The sequence below is a fragment of the Saxibacter everestensis genome, assembly GCF_025787225.1.
Classification (GTDB): Bacteria; Actinomycetota; Actinomycetes; order Actinomycetales; family Brevibacteriaceae; genus Saxibacter; species Saxibacter everestensis.
The window spans coordinates 2,126,526-2,142,652 of the sequence record NZ_CP090958.1 but is presented as its reverse complement, the minus strand read 5'-3'; the positions used below and the strand labels follow the sequence as shown (position 1 = coordinate 2,142,652).

Annotated in this window: 13 protein-coding genes, 1 tRNA gene, 1 pseudogene and 1 riboswitch; of the genes and pseudogenes, 6 read left to right on the top strand and 9 right to left on the bottom strand. The window is 63.7% G+C overall.

Annotated features, from left to right (window positions below; translation table 11 throughout):
• Positions 1 to 135: 135 nt before the first annotated feature.
• From LWF01_RS10255 to LWF01_RS10245, 3 genes are all read left to right on the top strand, one after another.
• Positions 136 to 1,266 (top strand): YlbL family protein, encoded by a 1,131-nt coding sequence (locus LWF01_RS10255; RefSeq protein ID WP_349637301.1) that lies wholly within the window; start codon positions 136 to 138, stop codon positions 1,264 to 1,266.
• A gap of 57 nt (positions 1,267 to 1,323) precedes the next feature.
• The gene (locus LWF01_RS10250; RefSeq protein WP_349637300.1) at positions 1,324 to 4,311 is read left to right on the top strand and encodes a UPF0182 family membrane protein; all 2,988 of its coding nucleotides are present in this window, start codon (positions 1,324 to 1,326) and stop codon (positions 4,309 to 4,311) included.
• Positions 4,312 to 4,525: 214 nt separating this feature from the next.
• Positions 4,526 to 4,599, top strand: a tRNA-Met gene (locus LWF01_RS10245).
• Here LWF01_RS10245 and LWF01_RS10240 read toward each other — a convergent pair.
• On the bottom strand, positions 4,588 to 4,776 hold the full coding sequence (locus tag LWF01_RS10240) for a hypothetical protein (RefSeq protein ID WP_349640972.1): 189 nt from the start codon (positions 4,774 to 4,776) through the stop codon (positions 4,588 to 4,590). The genes LWF01_RS10245 and LWF01_RS10240 overlap by 12 nt on opposite strands.
• An 18-nt stretch (positions 4,777 to 4,794) precedes the next feature.
• Here LWF01_RS10240 and LWF01_RS10235 point away from each other — a divergent pair.
• Positions 4,795 to 4,896 (top strand): annotated as a pseudogene (locus LWF01_RS10235) (hypothetical protein); the annotation flags it as partial.
• Between the two features lie 74 nt (positions 4,897 to 4,970).
• On the opposite strand, the gene LWF01_RS10230 reads toward LWF01_RS10235, so the two are convergent.
• Positions 4,971 to 5,606 (bottom strand): NAD(P)-dependent oxidoreductase, encoded by a 636-nt coding sequence (locus LWF01_RS10230; RefSeq protein ID WP_349637299.1) that lies wholly within the window; start codon positions 5,604 to 5,606, stop codon positions 4,971 to 4,973.
• A gap of 86 nt (positions 5,607 to 5,692) precedes the next feature.
• Here LWF01_RS10230 and LWF01_RS10225 point away from each other — a divergent pair, with 86 nt between their 5' ends.
• Positions 5,693 to 6,142, top strand: coding sequence for a MarR family winged helix-turn-helix transcriptional regulator (locus tag LWF01_RS10225; RefSeq protein WP_349637298.1), 450 nt, complete (start codon positions 5,693 to 5,695; stop codon positions 6,140 to 6,142).
• Positions 6,143 to 6,789: 647 nt separating this feature from the next.
• On the opposite strand, the gene LWF01_RS10220 is transcribed toward LWF01_RS10225, so the two are convergent.
• Entirely contained in the window at positions 6,790 to 7,392 is a 603-nt protein-coding gene (locus LWF01_RS10220) for a TetR/AcrR family transcriptional regulator (RefSeq protein ID WP_349637297.1), read from the bottom strand.
• A 297-nt stretch (positions 7,393 to 7,689) separates the two neighbouring features.
• On the opposite strand from LWF01_RS10220, the gene LWF01_RS10215 reads away from it, so the two are divergent.
• Complete coding sequence (locus tag LWF01_RS10215) at positions 7,690 to 8,649, top strand: CPBP family intramembrane glutamic endopeptidase (RefSeq protein WP_349637296.1); 960 nt, start codon at positions 7,690 to 7,692, stop codon at positions 8,647 to 8,649.
• Between the two features lie 606 nt (positions 8,650 to 9,255).
• Here the strand turns inward: LWF01_RS10215 and LWF01_RS10210 are convergent.
• The 6 genes from LWF01_RS10210 to LWF01_RS10185 all read right to left on the bottom strand — a co-directional run bounded on the left by LWF01_RS10210 (position 9,256) and on the right by LWF01_RS10185 (position 16,052).
• Positions 9,256 to 10,659: an aminotransferase class V-fold PLP-dependent enzyme gene (locus LWF01_RS10210; protein WP_349637295.1), complete on the bottom strand. Its 1,404-nt coding sequence runs from the start codon at positions 10,657 to 10,659 to the stop codon at positions 9,256 to 9,258.
• A gap of 35 nt (positions 10,660 to 10,694) precedes the next feature.
• Positions 10,695 to 10,809, bottom strand: a riboswitch (SAM riboswitch).
• Positions 10,810 to 10,909: 100 nt separating this feature from the next.
• Complete coding sequence (locus LWF01_RS10205; RefSeq protein ID WP_432762021.1) at positions 10,910 to 12,130, bottom strand: aminotransferase class I/II-fold pyridoxal phosphate-dependent enzyme; 1,221 nt, start codon at positions 12,128 to 12,130, stop codon at positions 10,910 to 10,912.
• Positions 12,131 to 12,147: 17 nt separating this feature from the next.
• Positions 12,148 to 12,957, bottom strand: coding sequence for a histidinol-phosphatase (gene hisN, locus LWF01_RS10200; RefSeq protein ID WP_349637293.1), 810 nt, complete (start codon positions 12,955 to 12,957; stop codon positions 12,148 to 12,150).
• Between the two features lie 141 nt (positions 12,958 to 13,098).
• On the bottom strand, positions 13,099 to 14,151 hold the full coding sequence (gene rsgA, locus LWF01_RS10195; protein ID WP_349637292.1) for a ribosome small subunit-dependent GTPase A: 1,053 nt from the start codon (positions 14,149 to 14,151) through the stop codon (positions 13,099 to 13,101).
• On the bottom strand, positions 14,141 to 15,493 hold the full coding sequence (gene aroA / locus LWF01_RS10190) for a 3-phosphoshikimate 1-carboxyvinyltransferase (protein WP_432761948.1): 1,353 nt from the start codon (positions 15,491 to 15,493) through the stop codon (positions 14,141 to 14,143). Before aroA ends, rsgA begins: the two co-directional genes overlap by 11 nt.
• Positions 15,477 to 16,052, bottom strand: coding sequence for a DoxX family membrane protein (locus tag LWF01_RS10185; protein ID WP_349637290.1), 576 nt, complete (start codon positions 16,050 to 16,052; stop codon positions 15,477 to 15,479). Before LWF01_RS10185 ends, aroA begins: the two co-directional genes overlap by 17 nt.
• Positions 16,053 to 16,127 lie beyond the last annotated feature (75 nt).

Here is a 16,127-nt window from a genome sequence, read left to right as displayed (position 1 = left end):
ACGACTAAACCCGGCCGTATCGTCCCTGCCTGCCGCAACTTCGCTGGGATATCGCTGTGAGCACAATGCAGCCGGGTCGAAGCCGGAGTTGATCGTAAACTAAGCTGGACTTTCATCATCGAAAGGACGCAGACCGTGGTGCATCAGATCGGCGACCGGACTGATAAGCCGGTCCCGCAGACCAACGAGGGTCTGACGGTTTCGCCGAGCACGCCCCGATCCTCCCGGTCCCGTCCGGTGCTGGCGATCTCCGGGTTTCTCACTCTTGTGCTGATCGTCACGCTGTCGATGTTCAAGATTCCCTATGTGATTGAAACGCCCGGCCCTACTGTGAACACCCTGGGGACCGTCGATGGGCAGAAGCTGATCAACATAGCGGGACATCAGACATTCCCGACCGACGGTAATCTCGATCTGCTGACTGTTGCGGTCAGCGGCGGACCGAACAGCGACCTCGGCTTCAACAACGTCCTCGGCAGCTGGTTCAACCAGAAGCACGCTGTGGTGCCGGCGGAAGCGGTATATCCCGCTGGCGTGAGTTCCGAAGACATTAAAGAAGTAAACACGGCCGAGATGTCGTCATCACAGGAAACCGCAATTGCGGCGGCACTGGCGAACCTGAAGATTGCCTACACCACGAAACTCACCGTGTCAGGATTTTCCCCGGATTCACCTGCCGAGGGGAAGGTAGCCGAGAACGATGTGATCACCGCCGCCGGCGGCAAACCGGTCACCTCGCTGACCGGGCTTCAGGCGGTCGTCGCCGCCAGTGACGGCAATCCGGTTCCGATCACCGTCGAGCGTGACGGTGGCAACCAGGTAGTCAACGTGACGCCGAAGAAGAACGACGGCAAGTATCAGCTCGGGGTGCTGCTGACGCCCGATTACACCTTCCCATTCGAGGTGAGCATCAAGCTGGAGAACATCGGCGGGCCTTCGGCCGGCACGATGTTCGCCCTCGGCATCGTCGACACCCTGACGCCAGGGGCAATGACCGGGGGAGAGCACATCGCCGGGACCGGCACAATCGACACCGACGGCGAGGTCGGCCCGATCGGCGGAATCCGTCAGAAGCTCTACGGTGCGAAGAGCGCCGGTGCGGAGTACTTCCTGGCGCCTGCGGACAATTGCGACGAAGTGGTCGACCACGTGCCGGAAGGCCTACAGGTCATCAGGGTAGAGACACTCGATGATGCCCGCACCGCCGTAGAGACAATTGGCAGTGGGGGGCGCACCGGCGATCTGCCAGCATGCACTGCAAAATGACGCGCACTGATTCTAAGTAGCATCACCTGCTTCAACGATTTCTAAGAGGTACAAAGAGTGACTTTCCCACCACCGGCCGGCAGCAACCGACCAAAGAGCGCTGCGCCTGGCAAGCGCTCACCGCTGCTTCCGACAATCGGCATCGTTGCCGCGCTCATTGTCGCGTTCATAATCTTTGCGCAGATCTACACCGAGGTGCTCTGGTTCCGCCAGGTGAAATACCTCGAGGTGTTCACTACGGCATGGCTGGCTCGCGGCGCTCTCTTCGTCGGGGCCGGCCTGCTGATGGGCGCCGTCGCCTGGCTGACGATGAACATCGCGTTCAAGTCGCGTCCGGTCTATGTGCCCTCCACTCCGCAACAGGAGAACCTCGACCGATACCGCGAGGCAATCGAGCCGCTGCGCAAAGTGATGATGATCGCCGTGCCTGCGCTGCTCGGATTGTTTGCCGCCTCATCGGCAGCCTCACAGTGGCAGACCGTGCTGTTGTGGATCAATCAGGAGCCCTTTGGCCAGACTGAGCCGCAGTTCGGCCTGGACAACGGGTTCTATGTATTCACTCTGCCCTGGCTGCGCTACCTGGTCGGGTTGATCGGAACTGTGGCGATGGTGTCGCTTATCGCCGCCGTCGTCGTGCACTATCTCTATGGCGGCATCCGCCCCACCCGGGAACGCCGGCTCGACCTGACCAAGACCGCCCGGATCCAGATTTCCGTCGCCGTCGGCGTGTTCGTGCTGATGCAGGGCGCGAGCATCTGGATGCAGCGATACGGCAGCCTGACGGATTCGGAAGGGCTGGTCACCGGCGCGACGTACACGGATGTCAACGCCGTGCTTCCGGCGCGTGCGATCGTTGCCATAGCAGCGGTTATCGTCGCGCTGCTCTTCGTCGCCGCGGCTGTCTGGGGACGCTGGAGGCTGCCTATCGTCGGCACCGCGCTCCTGGTCATTCTCGGCATCGTCTCGACCGGGATCTATCCCTGGGTTGTGCAGCGGTTCCAGGTCCGCCCGTCCGAGCAGACGCTTGAGGCCGAATACATCAATAGAAACCTTGAGGGCACCCGGGCGGCGTACGGCATCGATGATGTCGAGGTGACCAATTACGACCCGACCCTCGAGGGTGAAAGCGGCGCCCTGCGCCAGGACGCCGAAACCACGGCCAGCATCCGGCTGCTCGATCCGAACCTTGTATCGGATTCCTTCCGTCAGCTGCAGCAGAACAAGCAGTACTACAGCTTCCCGGAGCAGCTGGACGTCGACCGGTATGCCATTGACGACAAGATCCAGGACACAGTAATCGCCGCCCGTGAGCTGAACACGGCCGGCCTGGGGTCCGATCCGTCCTGGTACAACCAGACGATCGTGTACACCCACGGCTTCGGTGTCGTGGCAGCCTATGGCAACCAGCGCGCAAGTGACGGCCGGCCGGTGTTCTCCGAGTCCGGCATTCCGTCGGTCGGCGAGCTGGGTGACTACGAACCACGGATCTACTTCGGCGAGCGGGCGCCCGAGTACTCGATCGTTGGCGGTCCGGCCGACGGACAGAAGCGCGAGCTTGACTACCCGGCCGATGATGAGCCGTCCGGCCAGGTGAACTACACGTTCAACGGCGACGGTGGACCGAGCGTCGGCAACCTGTTCAACCGTCTGCTGTACGCGATCAAGTTCCAGGACGAGCAGATCGTGCTTTCCGATGCTCTTAACGATCAGTCGCAGATCATGTATGAGCGCAATCCACGGGAGCGCGTGCAGAAGGTCGCTCCGTTCCTGACGGTTGATGGTGACCCGTACCCGGCTGTGGTTGACGGCAAGGTCAAGTGGATCGTCGACGCGTATACGACGAGCGCTGAGTACCCGTACTCCCGTCCGGAAACCCTTGACGACGTCACCGCGGATTCAAACACCGCACGGAATGGCAATGTCGCTGCCCTTCCCGGCGAGAAGGTCAACTACATCCGCAACTCGGTCAAGGCCACTGTCGATGCCTTTGACGGTAGCGTCGACCTGTTTGCCTGGGATGAGCAGGATCCGGTGCTGAAGTCGTGGATGAAGACATTCCCGAATACGATCAAGCCGGTCAGCGAGATCTCCAGCGATCTGATGAGCCACCTTCGCTACCCTGAGGATCTGTTCAAGGTTCAGCGGACGCTGCTTGCGTCGTACCACGTGTCGGATGCTGCGGCCTTCTACTCGGCGCAGGACTTCTGGACCACGCCGAATGACCCGACGGCGAGCAGTGAAACCGGCGCGGCAACTCAACCGCCGTACTACCTGACGCTGCAGATGCCCGGCCAGGACGATCCGGCGTTCTCGCTGACGACGTCGTTCATCCCGCGGTCGGCCGCGGGCCAGACCCGAAACGTGCTAACCGGCTTCCTCGCCGCGGATGCCGACGCGGGCGACAAGGCCGGCGCGCCGTCGGATGCGTATGGCAAGTTGCGGTTGCTGCAGCTGCCGAGGAACTCCGCGGTTCCAGGACCGGGTCAGGCGCAGAACAACTTCAACGCCGATCCGACCGTTCAGAATCAGCTGAACCTGCTGCGTCAGGGTTCATCCCAGGTGCAGAACGGCAACCTGCTGACCCTTCCGGTCGGCGGCGGTCTGCTTTACGTCCAGCCGGTGTACGTCCGGTCGGCGGGGGAGACCTCCTACCCGCTGCTGCAGCGTGTGCTGGTGGCGTTCGGTGACCAGATCGGGTTCGCGCCGACTCTCGACGAGGCGCTGAACCAGATCTTCGGTGGCGATTCAGGTGCTAACGCTGGTGACGCGAACGCGCCGGATCCGTCTGAGGACGGCGACGGCGGCGAGCCGCAGCAGGCAACGGCCGAAGAAGAGCTGCAAAAGGCGCTGGAGGACGCACGTGACGCGCTGAAGGAAAGTCAGGACGCCTTGAGCAAGGGCGACTTCGGCGCCTACGGCGACGCGCAGAAGCGGCTGAACGATGCTGTGGAGCGGGCTACCCGGGCACAGGAGGAGATCGCCGGCAAGAAGTCGTCGGACGACGCCACGGCGCCGGCGACACCGTCCGCCCCGGCAACGCCGTAGCGGTTCGGCAGCCTTCGGGGCCTTGAATAGGCTGCCGGATCGGCGAGGTGTTGGTTTGTCGCAGTTCGGGCGGAAATATCGACCGCAACTGCGACAAACCAACACGGCCAGGGAGGATCTGGCAGGTTGGAAACGGCCGAAAATCCGCGCAAATAGGCGGATTTTTCGCCGATTTGCATTGGCAGGATCTTGTGCGTAAAGTTAAGTCTTGCGTCGCGGGGTGGAGCAGTTCGGTAGCTCGCCGGGCTCATAACCCGGAGGTCGTAGGTTCAAATCCTACCCCCGCCACTGGAAGAGGCCCTGACCAGCAGAAATGCTGGACAGGGCCTCTATTTTTGTCCCGGTGAATTGGCTGGCTATGCGCGGTTCTTCCTCGACGAGTTCGACTTCGATCGCTTCGAAGTCGAACTCCACCGGCTCCGTCAGCGAGGCGAAGGCGGCGAAGCAGCCCGAGCCTCCCGTCATGCCGAGGGTGACGCCTCACGACCTCCGCCTCACGACCTCCGCCACACGGCGCCGCCGCTCGCGATCAGCGCCGGGGCAAACGTCAAGGCGGTGCAGCGGATTCTCGGCCACGCCAGCGCGCGGAGAGCCTCGCCCGACAAGAGGCTGACAATGATCGTCCGCGGGGCTACCGCCTCGTCCGCCTCCAGCGTCGGTTAGTTCGCGACGTAGACAGGCTGTCGGCCGAGGTCGTCGCGCTCGGCGATGTCGAGAAGCGCTGTGGCCATGTCTGGGGCCGTGATCGTCCAGCCTTGCCGGATCGGCTTGTCGGCGTTGAGGCGGTAGCGGCCGGTCGCAGACGCTGGTCGGATTCGCGGGGCCCGGATCGTCGTCCATTGCGCGCTGGACTCCCAGAGCGCAATGTCCATACGACGCATGTCGTCGTATGTCGCGCCGATGAACTTTTGCAGCAGCGGCAGCACGATCCACAGCTTGAAGAGACCCTGGTGTGCCCAGTGCTCGGCCACTTCGGACGAGATTACAACGATTCGTTCGACTCCGTGCTTATCCATCCCGGCTAGGAGGTTCCGAGTGCCCTCCGAGTAGAGGGTCGTCGGCTGCTTGGAGGTACCGATCCCGACCGTGCTCACCACGGCATCGATCCCCTTGAGCAGAGGTTCGACTGACGCCGCGTTGAGGATGTCGGCCCGGGCTTTCGCGAGCCGTGGGTGCCCTATGGTGAGCTTCGTCGGGTTCCTCGCGATCGCGACAACCTCATATCCGCGCCTGAGTGCTTGTTCAACCACGTGACCACCAACCATGCCGGTTGCTCCCGGTACCAGAATCCTCATCTCGCCCTTCACATGCAATACACTCGTGGGATGTTCCCGATCATGGTTATTCCCGATTCGGGAGCAGTGTATCAAGAGGAGTGTCGATGAGCGACGGGCTAGTAGGCCAAGTAAGGGTGGTGCTCCAGCGTCAGCTGGTGCACGCGATCCTGGGAAACGAGAGGGTGGCCAGGGAGCACGGGCTACGAGTTGCGGACCTCCAGACGCTGCATCTCATGGTCCTGCGCGAGGATGTGCGAACACCACGGCAGATCAGCGACACCACGGGAATGCCGACCAGCACGGTCACGAAGCTGCTCGACAGGCTGGAACAGGCTGGGTACGTGCGCCGTACTATGGACCCAGCAGACCGCCGGAAGACGCGAATCGAGCTGGTCGCAGAAGCGATCGCCCCACTCCAGACGTTGTATGGCAACACCGATGCTGAGTTCGATCAGCTCAGCCGACAGTTCAGCTCGAGTGAGCTGCAAGTCGTCGTTCGGTACTTGGAAGCAGTGAGCGGATTCTATGCGCCCGGAGAGCAGCCGGAGAAGTAGCAGCAAGGGTTCATGGAGGGCGACTACTGCGCCACCTCGGCCACCGGGGCATCCCTCGACCCTTCCACGTCCCGACCAGGCTGGCGACCCACGAAGAGCCCAGAAATGCCCATCCAGAGCCCAGCGATGACTGTCGCTACCGGCAGGAGCGCGAGGCACCTCGCAGTTGCGGCAGATCACAGCTGACGGGCCTCCAGCTTCGCCGTGGTGGTGATGATCTGATCGGCTCGCTCGCTCGCTCGTTCGCGGCGGTCGGGCATTGACGGCCGCCGAACAGGAACGCGTTATTACGGACCTGCTGAACCTCGACCGTGCCGAAGCAATCGTCTCCCTGTCGAAGCGCAGGCAGGACAGCCGACCTCCTACGTATGATGCGCCGATGCACGCCGCGCATCTGGGGGCTCAAAGGCTTCACTGCCGCCAGCTATCCGGTCTGGAGATCGCGGACGTGCAGCCGGTGCCCTTTCCCGGTTTCGACAATCTCATTTTCGAGCGATCTCACGTGGTCGTCGCAGGTCCTAGGGCGCGTTTCCTGGCCATGCGAGCACCCGCAGAGGCTGCCATCGTTAGCACGCTAAACGGGGTGTCGGGCTGGTGGGGCCAGGGTCCTTCGTGATCGTCCGGTGGTTCGTCGGACCAGTCGGTCTTCAGGCTCGTTGGGCCATGGCCCAGTCAACACCTGCGTACAGCACGTCGATTTCGGTGGCGAGCTGTGAATCGTCGGAGGGCAGTGCCTGTGCGATAGAGAGCCCGTTGACGATGGTGAACAGGATCTGGGCTCGTCGTGCGTTGTCTCCTGGTGCAAGTGAGCCTTCGTCCTGAATGACGTTCAGGCAGTATTCGATGCGGCGGCGAAGTTCTCGTTCGATGGCCAGGTACTCTGCGCTGGCTGCTTCGGAGGGCTCGGTTGCGACGTAGCGGTCGAAGGTCTGGCGCCATGCGTCGCGCGGATCGGCTCCGACCGACGCAAGCAGGCGTTGCAGGCAAGCCATGAGTCGTTCCCTCGCCGGTATCGAGGTGTCGTGGATGGTGTCCTCGGGGAGCACCAAGTCGTACACCAACGTCATCACCTCATCCATCAGTTCGCGCTTGGTGGGGAAGTGGTGCTGGAGAGACCCGGTGCTCACCCCGGCACGGGCCGCGACTGCTCGCACGCTCATCACGGCACCGGGTTCCTCTCCCAGCATCGTCGCGGCTGCCCACAGGATCTTATCCCTGCTACCTATTCCCTCAGGTGGTTGCTGTTCCATGTTTCGCCCTTCCGTTACGCCGTATTAGTCAACCATGCTACTCTCGGACTGCGATCGATCCAATACAGCGTATTGGTAATCAGCGTGTTGGCGACGGAGGGGGGACGAAGCCGACTGTGTTACCACTGGCTGCTCGACGCCGCCGGGAACTGAGCCGATTCTCTCGCTCTCGACAACCATGTCGCCCGCACGTTGACCCGGAACACGAATATCGGAACAGGTGCAGGCTGACCGCCTCGCTGCAATACCACCAGCGGTTCGATCGAGCCGCTGATTGAACATCACGGAAGGATTTGTATGAAGACGACAACCAATCCGGTTTGGCTCCTCACACCTAGGGGTCCGAAGAATATCTCCTCGGTGCCCAGCGGAGTGGAGTACCACCGGGTCCTCGCTGGCGACGACCGGCACATCGCCCGCGGCATCCTCGCGATCGTGCTCCTGCTCGCGGGCCTGGTCTTCTTTTCCCTCGCCACCGGTTGGGTGAGTGCGCTCATCGACACCCAGCTAGGAAACAGCCCGACCGATTACACGCCTGTCCGACACGCAGGAAGCATGATCGGGCTCGCTCTTCTCATCCCGTGGAGCATGCTCATCCAACGATGGCTCTACGGCGTGCCCGCAGCATCACTACACTCCGTAACCTCGTGGTTCCGCTTCGATCTTCTAGGCAAAGCGCTCCTGGTCTTCGGCCCCGCATGGCTCATCGTCAACGGTCTGGGATTCCTTGCCCCGGCCGAGGAGGTCCCGTGGTCACAGACCGACCTCATCGCAATGTTCCTCGTCACCTTCCTCTTGACCCCGCTGCAGACGACGGGCGAGGAGTACGGCTTTCGCGGGCTGGCCTTCCGCGTCATCGGGAGTTGGACGCGCAGTCCCCGCGCCGGACTTGTCGCCGGCGTCGTCGTCACCAGTGTGCTGTTCACCGCCATGCACGGATCCACCGACCCGTACATCATCACGTGGTACCTGACACTCTTCACCTGCCTGGCGATCATCACCTGGCGCACAGGCGGCCTGGAGATTGCAATCGTCCTCCACGCCATCCTCAACACCCTCACCTTCATCGCAGCCTTCTACCTGCGCGTCGACTTCGGTGCAGCAATCCAGGACCGATCAGCGGGAGTCGGTACGCCATACCAGCTTCTTCCTGCCCTCGCTGTTATCGCCATCACCGCGGTCATCTGGTGGTGGACACGCAAAACCGGCCCAGCCCTCACCCCAGCAACTACCACGCAACTCAACCAAGAGCGATGAACAATCGGATACGTCGGGTATCGCCACCTGGACATAGTCCTCGGTATTCGCTTTAGTCTGCGGCGTCGCGAAGAAGAGGTGCCTTGAACCGTGATCGCACGGTCCCGCCAGAGGAGCCGCTTGTGGGACGGGATGGCCGCGGCCGATCGCCCGTGCCCGCCACGGCGTGTGCGGTCTCGACGCCGTCAACGTACGCGTCGGCGTCGGGGCCCACAGTCGGCGTTTCGGCCTCAACTTTGAAGCATGTCAGTAGTTCGCGCCCCATCCGGATCATCCACGCCAACCTGCGCGCCTACCTGACCCTCAACGCCATGGCGTCCCGATGCCATGGATCTCGTGCATGGCGGCCTATATGTCGCGCCGAGGCCCAGGGATCTCGATGTTGGTCGAACCCTCTGGCCAGGTCAGGGGGCATGATCCGGAAAAAGCGAGAGTCTTTGGCGTCACGATGTCCCTAGGCAAGCGGCATTACCCTTCAAAACGCGAACTTCGGGACGCCCTCGATCAGGAACGCCGAGTGCGTGCAGGATCAAGGCCTGAATTCACACGCTGTTCTGCACAGCGTTCTCGGTCTGTCGCCAGCAGCGAGGCGGCGGCTACGCCGGGCTAATCCGCCTCGCAGGGCGAGGCTCCGGCAGTTCCGGAGATCGGTGGCGCCCAGGCGGGGAAGTGCCTGGTCTCGTGCTCCGGTACCCAGCGTCCGGCATCTACGACATAGCTCGCCTGCGGCCCGCCGTCGAGCAGCGCCCTGAGACCTTCCAGCAGGCGGTCGACGTCGTCCTCGGTCGAGCCAAGGCCGAAGCTCGCCCGGCAGCCGCCCCTGTCCAGCCCCAGGGCCTTGGTCAACGGATGAGCGCAGAATCGTCCATCGCGGACTCCGACGCCGTGCTCGGCGGACAGATAGGCCGCTACCAGACCCGGGTCGTAGCCGCGAACGCTGAACGTGACGATTCCGACCGCATCCAGCGATTCTTCGGCCCAGATCCGGTGCGTCTCTACGCCGTCGATGTCGGCAACGCCATCAACCAGCCGGCGGCGCAAATGTTCTTCATGCTCATGCCAGTCGTCCTGATCGAGGTTCTGCAGCACCTTGCAGGCTTTGGCGATCGCGGCCGCGCCAAGCACGTTGGGTGAGCCGGCCTCGTGGCGGGCCGGCCCCGTCGTCCAGCTGACCGAGTTGGCCTGGACCTCGCGGACGGCGCCACCGCCGGCGCGGTGCGGTTTCCCCGCATCCAGCCAGTCGGCGCGCCCGACGACAACACCGGATCCGAACGGCGCATAGAGCTTATGGCCGGAGAAGACCAGGTAGTCGATGTTGTCTCCGGCCACATCGATTCGCCGATGAGGGGCCAGCTGGGCGGCGTCCACGGCTATGCGCGCTCCGTGCCGATGTGCGAGCTCCGCGAGCTCCCGAAGCGGCAGGACTTCGCCCGTGACGTTTGAGGCCCCCGTAACCGCCAGCAGAGCCGCAGGAGCGCCGGCCAGCTCCACGTCGAGCTCGTCAATCGTCTCCCGCAGCGTGTTTCGTACGCTTACGACCCGATGATCGATTGCTTGCCAGGGCAGCAGGTTGGCGTGGTGTTCGATGTCCAGATAGACCACGTCACGCCGCAGGCCGCCTCCGGTGTCTGCCACGCCGGACGCGACCACACCGGCAAGGAGGTTCAGCGAATCAGTGGTGTTCGCGGTGAAAATCACCGAGTCGCCGTCGCGGGCGTTGACGAATGCACTGACGGCGAGCCGCGCGGATTCATATACCGAGGTACTGACCTGGGACAGATAGCCGGCGCCGCGATGAACGCTGGCATAGTACGGCGAAATATCATTGAGGAAGTTGGCGACCTCGGTGAGAGCCGGTGCGGAGGCCGCATAGTCCAGATTCGCATAGCTGACGACGTCACCGCCCAGCAGGGGAATCGTCAGGTCTCCGCCGAGCACTATGCCGGCCGGATCGGAATCGGCGGAGGCACCGGATGCGGTGACGGCGGAGCGGGAATCGAGGATTGTCATGGCAACCAAGCCTTTGCACTCTCGCGGGACACAATGTCCGCTACTTGACGTGCCTGTCTGGCACACCCTGGTTGTCACCCGGAGCACCCCGCGAGCTCACAGGGGTTGCTGGCCAGCAAGCCGGGGCTTATCGTGCTGGCACTCTTAACCGTGGATTCAATCTAGAGTCGACAAGGTGCGCGGTGCCATGGCCGTGACAAAAAGCGTCACAAAAACGCGCGCTGCTGACTACTGCCGGCGCTGCTGACTACTAGTGAGCCAGCACTCGCAGCTTCTGCAACCGGGCCGCTGCCTGCTCCAGCACCGGCACCTGCTTGCAGAAGGCGAATCGAACCAGGGTCCGCATCGATTCATACTGGGCTGATCCCGGCGTGCACAGCGCGATGACGGGCACCGCGACGACGCCGCACAACTCGGGGAGCGCCCGGCAGAACGTCAGCGCGTCATCACTGGTGACAGCGCCGACATCGGCGTTGACGAAGTAACCGGCCTGCGGCTCGTAGACTTCCAGGCCGATGTCATCGCGAAGCACCCGGGTCAGCAGGTCCCGGCGTGCGCTCAGGCTGTCGCGTTCGGCATCGAAAATCCGCTGCGGGAAGTCCAGCGCACGGGCGACCGCCGGCTGGAAAGGAGCGCCGGAGACGTAAGTCAGGAACTGCTTGATTGCCTGGATGGCGGCCCGTGCCTCCGCCGGAGCGTGCAGCCAGCCAATTTTCCAGCCGGTCACGCTGAAGGTCTTGCCCGCCGAGGAGATGGTGATAGTCCGGTTCCTGGCGCCCGGAAGAGTGGCGACCGGGGTATGGATGCGGCCGTCGAAGAGCAGGTGTTCGTAGACTTCGTCCGAGATGATCCAGGCGCCGGCCCGGTTCGCCGCATCGACAATGAGTTGCAATTCGGCTGGGGTGAAGACCTTGCCGGTCGGATTGTGCGGATTGTTGATGATGACCGCGACGGTCTTCTCGCTGAACGCGGCAGCAAGCACTTCGGGGTCGAAGCTGAAGTCAGGTGTGGAGAGTGGCACTGTGCGCCGTACGGCGCCGGCCATCTCGATACAGGCAGGATACTCGTCGTAGAACGGTTCGAAAATCACGACTTCATCACCGGGGGAAGCCAGGGCCAGAATCGAGGCGGCAATACCCTCGGTCGCGCCTGTCGTCACCAGAACCTCCGCTTCCGGGTCGACGTCGAGGTCATAGAACCGTTTCTGATGCGCCGAGACCGCGCGCAACAGCTCCGGGTTGCCCTGCCCTGGTGGATACTGGTTGATTCCCGCATCGATGGCGGCATGCGCGGCCTGGAGAATCTCGGCAGGCGGATCGGTGTCGGGTGCGCCCTGGCCCAGGTTGATCGAGTTGGTGCGGCCGGCGAGTGCCGACATCTCGGCGAAGATGGTCGGCGCGAGAACGCCCCGGTCGTTCACCAACCCCGCCGCCGCAGCGACTCGCTTCCAGCGCCCCGGCGTCAGTGCCATCGATGTTTCGTGCAGACTCACCGTAAATACCTCAGAACTTCCTCGTGCAATAGTCCGTTACTGGCTACCGCGTTTCCACCAAATGGACCGTCCACGCCGTCCAGCGAGGTGAACCTCCCGCCGGCTTCGGTCACTATCGGAACCAGCGCAGCCATATCGTAGACGTTCAACTCCGGCTCGGCGGCAATGTCGACGGCGCCCTCGGCAAGCAGCATGTACGACCAGAAGTCGCCGTAGGCACGGGTTCGCCAGACGGACGACATCAGGCCCAGCATGCCGTCAAGATTACCGCGATCCTTCCAGCCGGCCAGCGATGAATACGATAGCGAGGCATCGGTCAGGGAGCCGACCTTCGAGACGTTGATTCTGCTGGCTCTCGCCAGGCTGCTGCCGGACCAGGCGCCGGTGCCCTTCGAGGCCCACCACCGGCGGCCAAGCGCCGGCGCTGACACGAGACCGACAACGGGTTCGTCATCGACGACCAGCGAAATCAGTGTTGCCCACACCGGAACGCCTCGGACGAAGTTCTTGGTTCCGTCGATCGGGTCGAGGATCCATTTCCGATTCGAGCTGCCGACGGTGCCGAACTCCTCGCCGATGATGGCATCGCGCGGCCTGGTCCGGGCCAGTTGGCCGCGCAGCGTTTCCTCTGCACTGAGATCGGCGTCCGTAACCGGGGAGAGGTCGGGCTTCGTTTCGACCTTCAGATCGAGGGCTTTGAACCGGGACAGCGTAACTGAATCCACAGCGTCGGCCAGGACATGGGCGAGACGGAGGTCTTCGCTGTGGTCGGTTGAATTGCCGTCGCCGAGCTGTGAGGGGGTCATAAATTCAACACTCTACCGGCCAGCGGATGGCGTTTGGGGGAGGTTTCACGTGTTGAACGGCGACGGGTGACGTGCCCGGGGTGGCATCGGGTGGACGGCGTCGGGTGGCTGAATCTGCTGAGTTGCGTGGACGAACGCCGATCAGGCGCCAGGTTGCTGTTCCACTCCGGAGAGAAGTCGCCTAAACGAGTCCAGCCGTTCCTGACCCCGTGCGCCGGCATTGCCGGCCTGCACCCAGCTGTCCAGTTGGCATCGGGGGGAATTTTCGTGGTGCAGGCAGCCCCGCGGGCAGTCGGCGCTGGCGGGAACCAGATCGGTGAACGCAGCCAGCAGGGTCTCCGGCGTCACGTGGGCCAGTCCGAAACTGCGCACGCCGGGCGTATCGACTACCCAGCCGTGCTCATCGTCCGGCAGGCGGAGCCCGATCGCGGATGAGGATGTGTGCCGTCCACGCCCGGTGACGGCGTTCACCACTCCGGTTGCCCGCCTCGCCTCGGGGACGAGTGCGTTGATCAGCGTGGACTTCCCGACGCCGGAGTGGCCAATCAGAACGCTGGTCTTGCCCTGAAGCCGACGGCGTACCTCCTCAACGCCCACTGCTGCCACATCGCCCTCGGCGTCCTCCGGCGGGAGGGAGGTCGCCAGCACGGCGACGTCGATGGCGTCATAGAGCCGAGCCAGTGCATCGGCGCCGGCCAGGTCGGTTTTGGTGACCACGATCAGGGCATCCATGCCGGCATTGAAGGCGGCGGCAAGCGACCGGTCAATGAACCTGGGCCGAGGTTCCGGATCCGCGGCCGCGGTGACGATAACCAGCTGGTCCGCGTTGGCGACGAGGACGCGCTCGGTGGAGTCCCCATCATCTGCGCTGCGCCGCAACAGGGTGGCACGCTCCCGGATCCGGACAAGCCTGGCGAGAGCATCGGTCGCACCACTGACATCGCCGACCAGATCGACTCGGTCACCCACGACGACCGGGGTGCGGCGCAGTTCCCGGGCGCGCACCGCGATTACGGCGCGCTCCGTTTCGGTGCCCTGGTCGACAAGCGTTGTGTAGCGTCCGCGGTCCACAGTGATCACCCGGGCCTGAATTGCTTCGTCGTACCGGGGGCGATCTTTCGTCCGGGGTCGTGAACCCTTCGAATTCGGCCGAATCCGGACGTCGCTCTCCGAGTAAGTGCGTTTAGGACTCACGGTTCCTGCCGGCGGAGTCGACGAGGGAAGTCCACAACTGGGTGAACTCGGGCAGCGTCTTTGCCGTTGTGTCGACATTCTCGATGCCGACACCCGGTACGCGCAATCCGATCACCGCGGCAGCCATCGCCATCCGGTGATCGTGGTACGTCTCGACCACCCCGCCATGCAGCTTGGCAGGCCGGATCAGCAGACCGTCCGCGGTTTCCTCCGCTGAGCCGCCAAGCCGGTTGATCTCGGTCGTCAGCGCCTTCAGTCGGTCGGTCTCATGGCCGCGCAGGTGCGCCACGCCCCGAATCCTTGACGGCCCGTCGGCAAGTGCGGCAACGGCAGCGACGACCGGGGTCAGCTCGCCGACCTCGCCGAGGTCCACGTCCACCCCGGACAGTTCGCCCGTGCCGTGGACCGTCAAGCCACTCCGGTCGAGTGACGATGAACCACCGAAGGCGTCGATCAGCCAGCGCATCGAGTCACCCGCCTGGGTTGTCCAGGTCGGCCAGTCCCTGATCTGCACCGAACCACCGCTGACCAGCGCGGCCGCTGCGAATGGCGCGGCGTTTGAGAGATCCGGTTCGACCGTGACGTCGAGCCCGCGCGGAACTCCGGGTTCGATTTGCCATCGGTCCGGCTCGGAATCATCGACAAGAAGCCCCGCGTCCCGCAGTACCTCGATCGTCATTCGGATATGCGCCCGGCCGGGAAGGACCGGGCCGGCGTGACGCAGGTCGAGCCCGAGGTCGAACCGGCCACCGGCAAGCAGCAAGCCCGAAACGAACTGACTCGAGGCCGAGGCGTCGATGGTCAGGTTGCCACCGCGAACCTGACCGGTTGCGTTAACCGTGAAAGGGAGCAGGCCCCGGCCGCCGTCGTCGATCTGCACCCCGAGAGCGCGCAGGGCATCGATTGTGGTTCTCATTGGCCGGATGCGGGCGCCGGCGTCGCCATCGAGCACGACCGACTGCGAGCAGAGCGCAGCAACCGGTGGAATGAACCGCATAACTGTGCCGGCCAGCCCGCAGTCCACCTGAAGCGGTCCCGGGGCGCCGACGCGGGGGAGCGGCTGGACCAGCCAGTCCGAGCCGAAATCGCCGCTGGCGGTTGTTTTGGTAACGGTGGCTCCCAGCGCGCTTAACGCAGCGGCCATCAACTCGGTGTCACGCGAATGCAGCGGCGACCTGAGCCGGGACGGCTCGTCTGCAAGTGCCGCGAGGACGAGGAACCGGTTCGTCAGAGATTTCGAACCCGGAATGCTCACCCGGGCATCGAGCGCCGATTCGCGTCGCGGAGCGGGCCAGACGGCCGGTCTCGATTGGACGGGCAATGAGCTAGCTGGTGACGGCATCCACAGCCTGTTTCGCGAAGCGGTCAGCGCCACGTTTGGCCCGCTTGGCTTCACGCCGCGCGGCCTTTGAGGTCCGCCCAGCCGCCTTGGCGGTGCGGCTGGCGCCGCGGCCAACGTACTTCTTGGTCGAATCTGCGGCATGCTGAGCGCGCCAGGCCACGCCGGGCTTGCCGTCCGTGTCGACGGAAGCCAATAGTGCGCCGCCAAGCAGAGACAACCCGGTGAGGAAGCGCTGCTGCCCGGCCTTGCGTTCGGTCGGATCCTTGACCTTCCAGAACTTTTCGCCGGCGGTATCGATCACGAGCGTCGCCACCAATGCCGATGACGAGAACCGAGGCAATCTTCCGGTGGCCAGAAGCAATCCTGCACCAATCTGGGCTGCGCCGGTGGCACGCGCGACAGTAGTCGCGTCGAGTGCAAAATCGACGTTGTCATTGACTTTGCCCACAAGAGGAGCCAACGACGCCGCGCTCTGCTCTGGCTTACGAACCCGGTGGACGCCATTGCTGATGAAAGCGATGGACAGCAGGGGGCGGGCTAGTCGACGGACAGTACTCATTTTGCCTCCAAAGTTGGTCTTATCCGAGCATAACGGTCGCCGTCGGAGACCACAGCGGGCAGGGCAATGGAATAC